The sequence below is a fragment of the Pandoraea sp. ISTKB genome, assembly GCF_001721285.1.
In the GTDB taxonomy this organism is placed as follows: Bacteria; Pseudomonadota; Gammaproteobacteria; order Burkholderiales; family Burkholderiaceae; genus Pandoraea; species Pandoraea capi.
Genome location: NZ_MAOS01000001.1, coordinates 1 through 13,174 on the forward strand (window position 1 = coordinate 1; position 13,174 = coordinate 13,174).

The 13,174-nt window shown below is 65.5% G+C and carries 13 protein-coding genes; 5 read left to right on the top strand and 8 right to left on the bottom strand.

The genetic code is table 11. From position 1 onward, the window contains the following. The 3 genes from A9762_RS00005 to A9762_RS00015 form a co-directional block, all read left to right on the top strand. Nucleotides 1-201, top strand: a 201-nt coding sequence (locus tag A9762_RS00005; RefSeq protein WP_139133005.1) for an NAD(P)(+) transhydrogenase (Re/Si-specific) subunit beta, incomplete at its 5' end; no start/stop codon positions are given. Nucleotides 202-366: 165 nt separating this feature from the next. Further along, a complete protein-coding gene (locus A9762_RS00010; RefSeq protein WP_069340009.1) occupies nt 367-1,128 on the top strand; it encodes a 5'-methylthioadenosine/adenosylhomocysteine nucleosidase in 762 nt (253 codons plus the stop codon). Nucleotides 1,129-1,294: 166 nt separating this feature from the next. Then, nucleotides 1,295-2,383, top strand: coding sequence for a hypothetical protein (locus A9762_RS00015; protein ID WP_069340010.1), 1,089 nt, complete (start codon nt 1,295-1,297; stop codon nt 2,381-2,383). A 94-nt stretch (nt 2,384-2,477) separates the two neighbouring features. On the opposite strand, the gene A9762_RS00020 is transcribed toward A9762_RS00015, so the two are convergent. The 5 genes from A9762_RS00020 to edd all read right to left on the bottom strand — a co-directional run bounded on the left by A9762_RS00020 (nt 2,478) and on the right by edd (nt 8,544). Next, a complete protein-coding gene (locus A9762_RS00020; protein WP_069340011.1) occupies nt 2,478-3,812 on the bottom strand; it encodes a class I SAM-dependent RNA methyltransferase in 1,335 nt (444 codons plus the stop codon). 49 nt (nt 3,813-3,861) lie between these two features. Further along, nucleotides 3,862-4,395 carry a gluconokinase gene (locus A9762_RS00025; protein WP_069340012.1) on the bottom strand — a complete coding sequence of 178 codons (534 nt, stop codon included), beginning with the start codon at nt 4,393-4,395 and terminating at the stop codon, nt 3,862-3,864. 84 nt (nt 4,396-4,479) lie between these two features. Next, complete coding sequence (locus A9762_RS00030) at nt 4,480-5,835, bottom strand: GntP family permease (RefSeq protein ID WP_069340013.1); 1,356 nt, start codon at nt 5,833-5,835, stop codon at nt 4,480-4,482. 165 nt (nt 5,836-6,000) lie between these two features. Continuing rightward, nucleotides 6,001-6,627 (bottom strand): bifunctional 4-hydroxy-2-oxoglutarate aldolase/2-dehydro-3-deoxy-phosphogluconate aldolase, encoded by a 627-nt coding sequence (gene eda, locus A9762_RS00035; RefSeq protein WP_069340014.1) that lies wholly within the window; start codon nt 6,625-6,627, stop codon nt 6,001-6,003. Nucleotides 6,628-6,711: 84 nt separating this feature from the next. Beyond that, nucleotides 6,712-8,544 (bottom strand): phosphogluconate dehydratase, encoded by a 1,833-nt coding sequence (gene edd / locus A9762_RS00040; RefSeq protein ID WP_069340413.1) that lies wholly within the window; start codon nt 8,542-8,544, stop codon nt 6,712-6,714. A gap of 468 nt (nt 8,545-9,012) precedes the next feature. Here edd and A9762_RS00045 point away from each other — a divergent pair, with 468 nt between their 5' ends. Further along, nucleotides 9,013-9,858, top strand: coding sequence for an SIS domain-containing protein (locus tag A9762_RS00045; RefSeq protein WP_069340015.1), 846 nt, complete (start codon nt 9,013-9,015; stop codon nt 9,856-9,858). Between the two features lie 182 nt (nt 9,859-10,040). Here the strand turns inward: A9762_RS00045 and A9762_RS00050 are convergent, their stop codons facing one another. From A9762_RS00050 to A9762_RS00060, 3 genes are all read right to left on the bottom strand, one after another. Next, nucleotides 10,041-11,021, bottom strand: a complete 981-nt coding sequence (locus A9762_RS00050) for an NAD(P)-dependent oxidoreductase (RefSeq protein WP_069340016.1) — start codon at nt 11,019-11,021, stop codon at nt 10,041-10,043. Nucleotides 11,022-11,137: 116 nt separating this feature from the next. Then, the gene (locus tag A9762_RS00055) at nt 11,138-11,758 is read right to left on the bottom strand and encodes a 2-hydroxychromene-2-carboxylate isomerase (RefSeq protein WP_069340017.1); all 621 of its coding nucleotides are present in this window, start codon (nt 11,756-11,758) and stop codon (nt 11,138-11,140) included. Between the two features lie 118 nt (nt 11,759-11,876). After that, nucleotides 11,877-12,293, bottom strand: coding sequence for a CopD family protein (locus tag A9762_RS00060; protein ID WP_069340414.1), 417 nt, complete (start codon nt 12,291-12,293; stop codon nt 11,877-11,879). Nucleotides 12,294-12,631: 338 nt separating this feature from the next. Between A9762_RS00060 and ruvC the strand changes: the two genes are divergently transcribed. Beyond that, complete coding sequence (ruvC, locus tag A9762_RS00065) at nt 12,632-13,174, top strand: crossover junction endodeoxyribonuclease RuvC (RefSeq protein WP_069340018.1); 543 nt, start codon at nt 12,632-12,634, stop codon at nt 13,172-13,174.

Here is a 13,174-nt window from a genome sequence, read left to right on the forward strand (position 1 = left end):
GCGAAGAACGATCCGCAATCGCCGATCGCGGGCATGCCGATTCTCGAGGCTTACAAGGCCAAGACGATCATCGTCAACAAGCGTTCGATGGCCGCCGGTTATGCCGGTCTCGACAACGAGCTGTTCTACCTCGACAAAACCATGATGGTCTTCGGCGACGCGAAGAAGGTCGTCGAAGAAATGGTCAAGGCAGTCGAGTGATGTGAGGCTGACGTCCGTGGCGTCGAAACACGGCGCACGGACGCTGCCGACAATGCATCATCAAGGCGACGAATTGTCGTCAACGCCAACGCGGGGCTGCACGCCATCACAGGGTGCAGCCCCGCGCTACAATGCGCGCTCATCATCGCTATCGAGTCACGCATCATGACGTTAGGCATCGTTGCCGCACTCCACGAAGAAATCGCCGACCTGCTCGCGGAGATGGCCCCCGGCGCGCACGTCGAGCACATCGGCATGCGCGACTATCACGTGGGCAAGCTGCACGGTCACGACTGCGTCATCGTGCTCGCCCGCATCGGCAAAGTGGCGGCCGCCGCCACCACGGCTGCGCTGATTCATCGCTTCGACGTGAAGGAGATCGTCTTCACCGGCGTTGCGGGCGGCCTCGCGCACGGACTGTCAGTCGGCGACGTGGTCATTGCCGACACGCTCACGCAGCACGACATGGATGCCAGCCCCCTCTTCCCGCGCTTCGAAATCCCACTGCTCGGACGCGCCTCGTTCTCCGCCGAATCGGCCCTGCGCGACGCCCTCGCCCAAGCCGCACGCGACTGGCTCGCCGGGGAGATGACCGCCCAGGTGAACGCTGCGCTGCGCGAGGAACTTCGGATGACGGCGCCGCGCGTGCACGTCGGACAGATCGCGAGCGGCGACCGGTTCGTCTCCAGCGCCGGCGAAGTCACGCTGCTGCGCGCTCACCTGCCGCAGGCGCTCGCCGTCGAGATGGAAGGGGCTGCCGTCGCACAGGTGTGTCACGAGTACGGCATTCCGTTTGCCGTAATGCGCACGCTCTCGGATGCCGCCGACGACACCGCACACGTCGACTTCCCGCGCTTTCTTCGCGACGTCGCCAGCCACTATTCGCACGGCATCCTGCGGCGCTTTCTGACGTCGCGCCCCGCCTAAATCAGCCACTGAGTCAGCCACTGAGTCAGCCACCGAGTCAGCCACCGAGTCAGCCACTGATCGAGCCCCATCCCCGTTTGCACATTCCGACGGGAGAACTCGACATCTCGTAGCGGATTCCTTCCGGACAATGGCGCCTCTCACATTGTCCGCGAGGAGATATCCGATGAACGTAGACCATCAGTCGGCCGCCGCTGCACCGCAGCCACACCCGAGCACGCCGGTCCTCGAACCCATCTACCGGACGCTCAGTTGGGCGGACGTCGTCAACATCAGAGCGCTCAACCCCAAATGCAATCCGACGAAGGCCGCCATGCACGATGCCGCCGTGCATCCGGACAGCGTGTTCGGACGCGAGGTCGAGCGCTACATCGGCAAGACGGCGCACGGTCAACCCGCCCGTAGCGCGGAACAGGCGGCGGCACTGCGACGTCTCGCAACACTCGAAGATCACGAAGTCACACTCGACGCGCTCAGAGACACCGGCCTGCCGATCGATCTCGCCACCGATCTGCTGCGTCGTCTGATCCCGCGACCGACCGGCTGGACGATTTTCGAACGACTCGCCGGCACACCGACGCTCAACATGTGGGCACAATCGGTCCTCACCCGCTACGAGGATGCCCACGTCGCGGACGACATCCTGACGCTGCGCATCCTCCAGACGTTCGGCCACGATATCGCCGTGCCGTGGTCACTCGACACCGCCAACCGGTGGGTGTACTTCTACAGCGCCACCGTCGACGCCAACGGCAGCCTCGCGCGAGTGCTCGACATCGCCACGCTCGACCGTCCGCATTGCTACGCGATGCGAGACACATGCCGCAAGGCCTATCAGGCGCTGGCCTACTGCCATTACGGTGCAGGCGGACAAATCTGGCCGCACTGGGAAGCCACGCGCGACATCTGGCAGATTCGCCCCGATCCGCGCGAAGGGCAGCTCATCGACGACATCGTGAGCCATCACGCGATCACTTGCGACACCGAGCGCTGGCTGCGCGACGTGACGACGCTCGGCTTTCTCGATGTCGCCGGATACTCGCCGCGCACCAGCGCCGACTACGAGAGCGATTTGTCCGACCCGGAGAACGTGGCGTGCGACCCGCGCCGGGCACGGATCGCGCCGAGCGATCTGCGTGAGCGTCTGGCCGTCACGGCCCGGCACCGGCGCGCGGCGCAGCGCGCGGCACTGCCACCGCCGCCACCGCCGCCCGTGCATCGCTCGAGCTCGGCACCTGCCGTCACCGATTGTTGACGAGCTGCGTCGCCGGCTTCAACACCGCCCGCGCAAAACAAAAGACCGGCCAATGGCCGGTCTTTTTCATGACGTCGAACAGCACGCGCGATGCTTACGCTTCGCCGTCCTCGCGAGGTGCATCGCCCTCTCGTTCACCACGCTCTGCGTGCTCGCCGCGCTTGCGCACGGAACCCGCGATCAGGTCGAAGCGGAACAGACGGCATTCGAGCGCGCCGTTGTACAGCGGCGTACGACGCGACTCACGCAAACGCATCTGCCCCGGCAGGCTCATGTCCGCCGTCAGCAGGAACGCGCTCCAGCCAGTGAAGCGTTGCTTGAGTGCGTCACCGAAGGCGCGGAAGAATGCCGCATCGACACCGTCCGGCTGATTGCGCTGGAAGTTGCCGCCGCGATTGCCTTGCACGTCCGGCGAATAGCCGTCGTCGGCATCGCGCGGCGCACGACGGCCGCGCACTTCGATACGCTCACCATACGGCGGGTTCGCGACGATGATCCCGGGGCGATCCACCGGCGGCGACATGTCGCGGGCATCCACCTGCTTCAGGCCGATGTCGCCCACGCCGGCACGCTCCAGGTTGGCGCGCGACTTGACCAGCATGTCGCCGGAAATATCGCTGCCGAAGATCGAGTCGGGCACGCCGCGCACACGGGCGTCGCGCTGCGCATCGCTCGCCTGCACCTTGAGCGATTGCCACCCGGTGATGTCGTAGCCCTTGAGCTTTTCGAAACCGAAGCGGCGACCTGCCCCGGCGGGCACGCCGAGCGCGATCTGCGCGGCTTCCGCGAGGAACGTGCCGCTGCCGCACATCGGGTCGTACAGCACCATGTCGGCCGCCGTATCGGTGCGCCAGCCCGCCAGACGCAGAATGCCGGCGGCGAGGTTCTCGCGCAGCGGCGCAGCGCCCTTGTCCAGACGCCAGCCACGCTTGAACAGCGGCTCACCGGACGTATCGAGATACAACGTGGCGTCGGTGGCGGTCAGGAAGGCGAACACACGCACGTCGGGCTGCGTGGTATCGATGTTCGGACGCGCACCGGTCTTCTCGCGAAGGCGGTCGCATACGGCGTCCTTCACACGCAGCGTGACGAATTCGAGGCTACGCACCGGCGCCTTGATGCCGGTGACGTCGACACGCAGCGTCTGCTGATAGCCGAACCAGTCTTCCCAGCGCTGACGCAGGGCGAATTCGTAGATGTCCTGTTCGGTGCGATAGCCCTGCTGGGCCACGCGCAGCAGCACGCGGCTCGCGATGCGCGAATGCAGGTTGGCGGCCATGCCGGCCGCCCACGGACCGGCGAAATGCACGCCACCGGGCACCTGTTTGCCCACCGAGATCGGGGCGAGACGCCCCATTTCTGCCAGTTCGGCGGCAAGCGCCTCTTCCAGTCCGCGAGGACAGGGCGCAAAGAATTCGAAGGAAGCCATGTTGATGCGTACGACCGGCGCGCGAAGCGCCGGTTGGGGGAATAAACCGCTATTGTACGCGCGCCGACCCGGCGGGCGTCAGCGGTATGCCGCCGGGGCAGGCGGCAAGCTTGTGCAGGAGGGTTTCGACGATGGCGTCGGGCGACTCGCGGATGTCGATGATCAGCGCATCGCGCGGCTCTTCGAGCGTGCTGAACTGGCTTTGCAGCAAGGCCGGATCGAAGAAATGCCCCGAGCGCGACGCCAGACGCTCGCCGATCACCTCGGGTGCCCCCTTGAGGTAGACGAACACGACGTCGCCGTCGTGCTCACCGAGCACATCGCGATAGCGGGCACGCAATGCCGAGCACGCGAACACGTGATGACGCCCCGCCACACGACGCGCGACGATCGCCTCGCGAATCGCGGCAAGCCACGGTGCGCGGTCCTCGTCGTTGAGCGCTTCGCCCCGTCGCATCTTCTCGATGTTCGCGGCGCTGTGAAACGAATCCGCGTCGGAAAACCCGCAGCCCAGACGGTCGGCGAGCATTTGCCCAACCGTGCTCTTGCCGCTGCCCGATACGCCCATTACCACGACGATCATGGCTCGTCTCCTTGTTCCGTGCCGGCTCGCGCCGGCGTGTTGCTCTTGCTGCATGCCCTGCCCCATCCGTGCCACCTTGTTGCCTCAGACCACCGTTGCGAGGCCGAGCGTGAGCAGGAGCGCTACGACCGAGATGATCGTCTCGCAAACCGTCCACGTCTTGAAGGTCTGCGGCACGGTCATGTTGAAGTACTCCTTGACCAGCCAGAACCCGCCGTCGTTCACGTGCGACAGAATCAGCGAACCCGCGCCCGTGGCCAGCACCATCAGTTCCGGCTTGACGGTCGCACCGGCCGCGGCCGCAATCGGGGCGACGATACCGCAGGCGGTCGTCATGGCCACCGTGGCCGAGCCCGTCGCGATACGGATCAGCACCGCCACCAGCCAGCCTAGCAGCAGCGGCGAGAGATGCGCGTTGTTCGCCACGTCGACGATCGCCTTCGACACGCCGCTGTCCATCAGGATACGCCCGAAACCGCCACCGGCACCCACCACCAGCGTGATGGTGGCGATCGGTGCCAGACACTCGTTGGTGAACTTCAGGATCTGGTCGCGATTGAAGCCGCGTTGCTTGCCGAACGTGAAGAAGCTCACGAGCGTGGCGATGAGCAGCGCCATCACCGAGTTGCCGATCAGACGCAGGAAGTCGTTGGCGAACGTCTTCGGTGCGAAGAACAGATCGGCCCAGCTACCGATGAGCATCAGAATCACCGGCAGCAGAATCGTGAACAGCGTGATGCCGAAGCCCGGCAGCTTGTCCATCGGACGGTCTTCGTCGACGAACTGGGCGAGCAGCGGATTGTCCGGATTGGGCACCACGTGACGCGCCATCAGCTTGGCGAACAGCGGGCCGGCGATGGCGGCCGTCGGAATGCCAACGATCAGCGCGTACATGATGGTATGACCGATGTCGGCGTTGTAGGCGGTCACTGCCAGCAGCGCCGCCGGGTGCGGCGGAATCAGGCCGTGCACGACCGACAGACCGGCCACCATCGGAATCCCCACGAGCACCATCGAGGTGCCGGTGCGCTTCGCGACGTTGAACGCAATCGGAATCAGCAGCACGAAGCCGACTTCGAAGAACACCGGCAGACCGACGATGAACGCGATCACGACCATCGCCCAGTGCACGTTCTTCTCACCGAAGAAGCCGATCAGCGTGCGCGCGATGCGCTCCGCGCCCCCGGACTCGGCCATCATCTTGCCGAGCATCGTCCCCAGACCGACCACGAGCGCAATGTGCCCCAGCGTGTTGCCCACGCCCGTCTCGAATGCCTTGACGATCCCGCCCATCGGCATGCCCACCGCCAGCCCGAGCACGAGCGAGACGACGATCAGCGTAATGAACGGGTTCAGTTTGAAACGCGCGATCATCAGAATCAGCGCGATTACCGCGACAAGCGCGTACACCAGCAGCAAGTTGCCTTGCACCGCGACCATGGGGGGTCTCCTCGTTTGGCTAGATGGGCGGATGCCCGTTGGGCTCGCGCCCGTTTATTGAAATCCTGTTATTCGATGAAGCGGGTGCTGCACGATCGTTGTGACATGAACTACGCGTGACGACCTCGACCTGATGGCCACGATTCAGCCGTCAGCCTTCAACCCTCAACCGCGGGGCAGTGCGCTCGCCGCGCGGGCGAGTCGCGTGATGCCGTCCCAGTCCTTCGCGTCGACCAGCGCCTTGGGCGTCAACCACGAGCCGCCCACACACACCACGTTCGGCTGCGCCAGATACGACGGCGCCGACTCGGCGCTGATGCCGCCCGTCGGGCAGAAACGCACGTCGCGGAACGGGCCGTACAGCGCCTTGAGCATCGGCACACCGCCCGACGGTTCCGCCGGGAAGAACTTCACCGTCTCGTAGCCATCGGCGAGCGCCGCCAGAATGTCCGAGGGCGTGACCACGCCCGGCAGCAGCGGCAGGCCGGCCGCCTTCGCGGCTGCACCCAGCGCAGGCGTGTAACCCGGCGACACGCCGAAGCGCGCACCGGCGGCCACGGCTTGCGCCATTTCTTCGGGGCGCGTGAGCGTGCCCACGCCAACGATCAGCTCGTCGGACAGGCCCGCCACATGGCGGATGACGTCCATCGCCGCCGGGGTGCGCAGCGTGATTTCGAGCACTCGCACGCCGCCCGCGAGCAGCGCACGCGAGACTTGCTCGCCTTGCTCGACGTTATCGAACTGGAGCACCGGAACCACGGGGCCGGCACGAACGATGTCATTGATGTCCATTACGTTTTCCTTGAATGCTGTGAGGTCTTGCGTTTTGCACGGTCGGCGCTTGTCGTCCCTTGCGCACCTGTTGCCCGCTCGACGTCACTCAGTACTGAAGAACACGGAAGCGCCCGTCTCCGCCGCGCCCACGGCCGCACGCATGTGGCCGAAGAGCAGACGTCCGGTGTCGTCGCCCGACACGGGCACCGGCGCGATCTCGCGCGCGGCCCAGTCCTGCGGCGACACCTCGGCGTGCAGCATGCCGGCGTTGGCGTCGAGCACGATCAGGTCGCCGTCGCGCACCCGCGCGAGCGGGCCACCGCCGGCCGCCTCGGGCGACACGTGAATCACGGCAGGCACCTTGCCCGACGCGCCCGACATCCGGCCATCCGTCACGAGCGCCACGGCGAACCCTTCGTCCTGCAAGACACCGAGCAGCGGGGTGAGGCGATGCAGCTCGGGCATGCCATTGGCGCGCGGCCCCTGGCCGCGCAACACCACGACCACGTCACGACGCAGCTCACCGGCGTCGAACGCGGCCTGGACCGCTTCCTGCGAAGTAAATACGCGTGCCGTTGCAGCCACGCGCCGATGTTCCGGCTTGACCGCCGACACCTTGATGACGCCCCGCCCCAGATTGCCGTGCATGAGCCGCAGTCCGCCATCGGGAGCGAACGGCTCGGCATGGCCGCGCAAGACGTCACGATCACCACTGTAGGCGCTCCCTGCGCGCCACGCCAGCCCTTCGGACGACAGCCACGGCTCGGCGCGATAGCGCGACAGCCCCGGACCGGCCACGGTCTTGACGTCCTCATGCAGCAAACCGGCGTCGAGCAGTTCACCCGTGAGGAAACCCATGCCGCCGGCCGCGTGGAAGTGATTCACGTCGGCCTTGCCGTTCGGGTAGACGCGCGCCATGAGCGGCACGATCGCCGACAGCGCGTCGAAATCGTCCCAGTCGATGATGACGCCGGCCGCACGCGCCATCGCTACCAGGTGCAGCGTGTGGTTGGTCGAGCCGCCCGTGGCCAGCAAACCGACGATGCCGTTGACGACGGCACGCTCGTCGACCACGTGGCCGATCGGGGTGTAGTCGGGGGTGTCCGCGCCGATGGCCAGCACGCGCGCGAGCGCCGCGTCGGTCAGTGCGTCGCGCAATTCGGTATGCGGATGCACGAACGCCGCGCCCGGCAGATGCAGGCCCATGATTTCCATGAGCAACTGATTGCTGTTGGCCGTGCCGTAGAAGGTGCACGTGCCGGCACTGTGATACGCCTGCGATTCGGATTCGAGCAGCGCGTCGCGACCGACTTTACCGGTGGCGTACAACTGGCGAATCTTGGCTTTTTCATCGTTCGACAGGCCGCTGGCCATCGGCCCGGCCGGCACGAAGATCGTCGGCAGATGGCCGAACTGCAAGGCCCCGATTACGAGACCCGGCACGATCTTGTCGCACACGCCGAGCATGAGCGCCGCGTCGAACATGTTGTGCGAGAGCGCAATCGCCGTGCTCATCGCGATGATTTCGCGCGAGAACAACGACAGCTCCATGCCGGCATTGCCTTGCGTCACGCCGTCGCACATCGCGGGTACGCCGCCCGCCACCTGTGCCGTGGCGCCCAGCTTACGGGCGGCCTCGCGCAGACGCGTCGGATATTGCTCATACGGCTGATGCGCCGAGAGCATGTCGTTGTAGGCAGTGACGATGCCCACGTTCGGGCGACGCTGCTCGCGCAGGATCAACTTGTCGTTGGCAGGCATGGCCGCGAAGCCGTGCGCGAGATTGGCACAGGACAGTGCGCCGCGCTGCGGAAAGCGCCCGGCGCTCGCGTCGATGCGGGCCAGATACGCGGTACGCGTGTCGCGGCTGCGCGCGGCGACGCGGGCAGTCACCGCCAGTACGGTCGGGTGCAGGGACTTCGTTTGCTCAGACATCATGCGGAAAGATTCACGCCGGTAACCGGTTTGGGGATTGCGGTGCCCCCGACGCGTCTGCCGGGTGCGGGCCGCGCAGGCGGCGGCTCGGAGACGGATCGGGGCAATTGGGAGCGGAGTTTAGTAGAAATTCTACACACCATCAATCGAAAGACATCCGCATTCGGGGTTTTACTGAGTCATTTCCGTCACTTACGCGATATTGTGCCGTATTGAGAAACATCAATTCATAATGTGGAATGACGTATTTCTGTAGTTTTTGTACATTTCTATCCCTCGGCGGATGGCAACACGTGTGTGAACAAGCCGATGCCACGAGGCTTGCGGGTGCTATAGTGGGCGCCTGACCAAGCCGGGTTCGTCACGCCTGCGCCGTTATCGGCGGGTGACGTCACACCGGGCATAAGGGGGAATGACGCGGAGCGGCCATCGCTGCGCGTCTGCTTTTGTTGGTGCCTGCTGCCTGCCATGCTTAACCGAATCGAAGCCACGCTGACCCAATTGCGCCCGTCCGAGCGCAAGCTCGCGACCTACGTGCTGGACGCACCGCGCGAAGTCGTCGACCTATCGATGAACGAACTTGCCGAGCGCGCCAACGTCAGCCAACCGACGATCGCCCGCTTCTGTCAGGCCGTCGGATGCAGCGGCTATCGCGAATTCAAGATCCGTCTGGCGCAGGGCATTGCGCAGGGTGTGCCGTTCGTTCACCGCGACGTGCGGCCAGACGAGCCGGTGCCGGGCATCGCCAGCAAGGTGCTCGATCGCACCATCGGCAGCCTCATGCAGGTACGCAACAATCTCTCACCCGACAGCATCGGACAGGCGATCGACCTGCTTGCCACCGCGCGACGTATCGAGTTTTACGGCGCGGGCGCCTCGGGGATTGCCGCACAGGACATGCAGCACAAGTTCTTCCGGCTCGGCGTGCCCGCCGTGGCGTATAACGACCCGCATGTCTACGGGATGTCGGCCGCGCTGCTCGGGCAAGGGGATGTGGTCGTCGCCATCTCGAACACGGGACGCACGCAGGACTTGCTCGAAGCCACGTCGCTCGCGCGCACGGCGGGCGCCAGTGTGATCGCCATCACGCACAGCAATTCGCCGCTGGCGCGACAGGCGACGGTGGCGCTCTTTGCCGACGTCGACGAAGACACCGACGTGTATTCGCCGTTGACGTCGCGCATTGCGCATCTGGCCATCGGCGACGTGCTCGCCGTCGGCATGGCGCTACGGCTCGGCGACCGCCTGCCTTCGCAACTGGCGCGCGCGAAGGAAGTCATCAATCGCCGGCGCACGGCGAACGACGGGAAGTGAAGCGCACCGCAGCGAAACACAAAAGGCGAGGCACGAAGCGCACGGATCACAGCAAAACAAAATGACGAAGGGCGGAGCCTGCAACAGCACTCCGCCCTTCGTCATTTTTCGCCGTAGCGCGACGTCGATCAACGCCGCCACCTCGGCAATCCGACCGTCATACGGTCGTCACGCGCACCCGCTCATTGCTGACGCGCTTGCGGATTCACCACGTTTTGCAGCGGCTTGCCGGTCAGCGCTGCGATCAGATTGTCGGCCGCGCAAGACGCCATCGCGTGACGCGTCTCGTGCGTCGCCGAGCCGATGTGCGGCAACGCCACGACATTCTTCATCTTCAGCAGCGGCGAGTCGACCGACACCGGCTCACGCTCGAACACGTCGAGACCGGCAGCGCGCAGATGACCGGAGGCCAGTGCGTCGATCAACGCCGCTTCGTCGATCACCATGCCACGCGCCGCGTTGATGAAGATCGCACCGCGCTTCATCTGCGCGAACTCCTTGGCGCCGATCAGACGTTCGGTCGCCGGCGACAGCGGCACGAGCGTCACGACGAAATCCGATTGCGCCAGCAGGTCGGGCAGCGAACGATGTTCGGCACCGTACGCCTGCTCCGCCGCTTCGTTGCGCGAGCGGTTGCTGTACAGCACCTTCATGCCGAAGCCCAGCGCGGCACGACGCGCCACCGCGCCGCCGATGCGTCCCATGCCGACGATGCCCATGGTCTTGCCCTGCACGTCGGTACCGAAATACGCCTCACCGAGACTCGACGTCCAGCCACCGGCCTTCACCAGTTCGGCCAGCTCCACCACGCGACGCGCGCTTGCGAGCACCAGCGAGAAGACGGTGTCCGCCGTGGTTTCCGTCAGCACGTCGGGCGTGTTCATCAGCAAGATGCCGCGACGCGTGAGGTCGGGCACGTCGAACTGGTCGTAGCCCACGGAGACCGTGGCCCATGCCTTGAGCTTCGGCGCGCCGTCGAGCAGCGCCGGCGTAGCGTTCACACCCACGCCGATGGCGCCGTCCGCACGGCCGAGCGCCGCCGCGAACTCGGCGCGATTGCCATCGTTCACGCCGTTGAACTCGGTCAGCGAAAAATGCTCGGCCAACCGCTCACGCACGTCTGGCGGCACGCCCTTGTACAACACAACTTCCGGACGACTCATGCTGCTCACTCCTTGGGGGTTGCCGCGGCCTCAGTCCGGATTCGCCGGACGGCAGCGGTCGAAATCGGTCGAATTGTCTGAAACGTCTGACGAGAGGAGATCGGACCGACGCAGCGTCAAGCGGTCTTGCCGCTGGCCTGCGCGAAGGCGCGCTCGAGAAAATCGAGGCGGTCCTGGCCCCAGTAGGGTTCACCTTCGAAGACGAACCACGGCGCGCCGTACACACCGGCGCTCGCCGCGTCATCGGTATTCGCGTCATAGGCCGCCTGAACGCTCGCGCCGTGCGACGCGGCGAGCAGCGACTTGCCGTCGAGCGACAGGCTGTCGGCAACGGCTTGCAACGTGTCGTCGTCGGCAATGTTTTGCTCGTCGACCCACAGGGCCTTCGATATCGCGCCGATCAGTTCCAGCGCCTTGTCGGTACCGTGCGCGAGCTGCGTCGCGATCACGAGACGTGCAGACGGATCGGCCGACACCGGGAAAAACTGGGGGTTCAGGTTCATCGGCACGTCGAGATACTTCGACCAGCGCGCCAGCTCCACCAGACGATAGGTCTGACGCTGTGGTGCGCGCTTGGCCAGCGGCAGCCCGCCGGAACCGTTGAAGATGCGTCCCAGATCCATCGGCTTGAGCTGGATCTGGACGTCGTAACGACGTGCCAGCGCCACGAAACGCGCATGCCCGAGATACACATAGGGCGACTGCGTCGCCACGAAATACTCGCAGGTCAGACTCACGGCAAACTCCTCTTGCTATCGGTGGTTGGCGCTTAGGGGCAGCGCTTTCGCTGCATGGCGACGTGTGTGATTTGTGTGATGTTCGTAACGATACGCAGAGCGGGCGACCTCGCGCCGGTCAGAACGGCTTGACGACAGCGAGGATCACCGCGCCGAGCAGGCCCAGCACCGGGATCTCGTTGAAGTAGCGATACCAGCGATGCGAGCGTGTGTTGCGTCCCGTTTCGAACTTGCGCAGCAGACTGCCGCAGGCGTGGTGATAGCCGATCAGCAGCACCACGATGAGCAGCTTGGCATGCAACCAGCCGCCGTAGCGGCCGATGCCGTAGTACAGCCAGAGGATCAGTCCGAAAGCGAGCGCGGGCACGGCGAGGATCGTCATGAAGCGATAGAGCTTGCGCGCCATGAGCAACAGACGCTGCGTCGCGGCCGGATCGCTCTCCATCGCGAGGTTGACGAAAATGCGCGGCAGGTAGAACAGGCCGGCAAACCACGAGGCGACGAAAACGATGTGAAGCGCTTTGATCCAGAGCATCGGGGACAGGCGGCCCGGGGGCAGGCCGTCGAATATTTTGAACAGCAAGCAATGTACAACAATCCGCCGTCGCGCGACGCGCAGCGCCCCGCGTCACTGCCCGCCAGCCCTGCGGCATATCGACGCGACCGGCCACGGCCCCCCGTCCGCTCGCCTCACGATCCCCCGGATCCGCCGCGCACGCCTCGCCCAATGACTGTCTTGCATGACGAAACGCACCCTGACCGTCGCCGCCGTTGGCGACTTCGCGCCATGCCCCGGGGCGGCTGTGCCAGAATACGGACCATACTAGCTTTTTTGCCCCCAATCGGCGCTGTGCGTCGATCACCGGCCCCCGCATGAGAATTCTTGGCATCGACCCCGGCTTGCGCGTCACCGGCTTCGGCGTGCTCGAAAAGCACGGCAACCGTCTGCAATATGTGACGAGCGGCGTCATCCGCACCGGCGACGGCACGTTGGCCGCACGCCTGCGCATCATCTTCGAGAGCGTGGCTGAACTGGTCGACACGTACCGGCCCGATCAGGCCGCCATCGAAAAGGTGTTCGTCAACGTCAACCCGCAATCCACGCTGCTGCTCGGTCAGGCGCGCGGCGCGGCCATCACGGCGCTGTCGGTCGGCGGGCTGGAAGTCTTCGAATACACGCCGATGCAGCTCAAACAGGCGGTCGTGGGTTACGGACGCGCCCGCAAGGAGCAGGTGCAGGAGATGGTCACCCGCCTGCTCACGCTGACCGGCACGCCGGGCAAGGACGCCTCCGACGCGCTCGGCGTGGCCATCTGCCATGCCCATAACGGCGACACCTACGCGGCGCTGTCCGAGGTCGCGCCGGCGCTCGCCGCCAAGGGCCTGCGCGTCAAGCGCGGGCGACTGGTCGGCTGA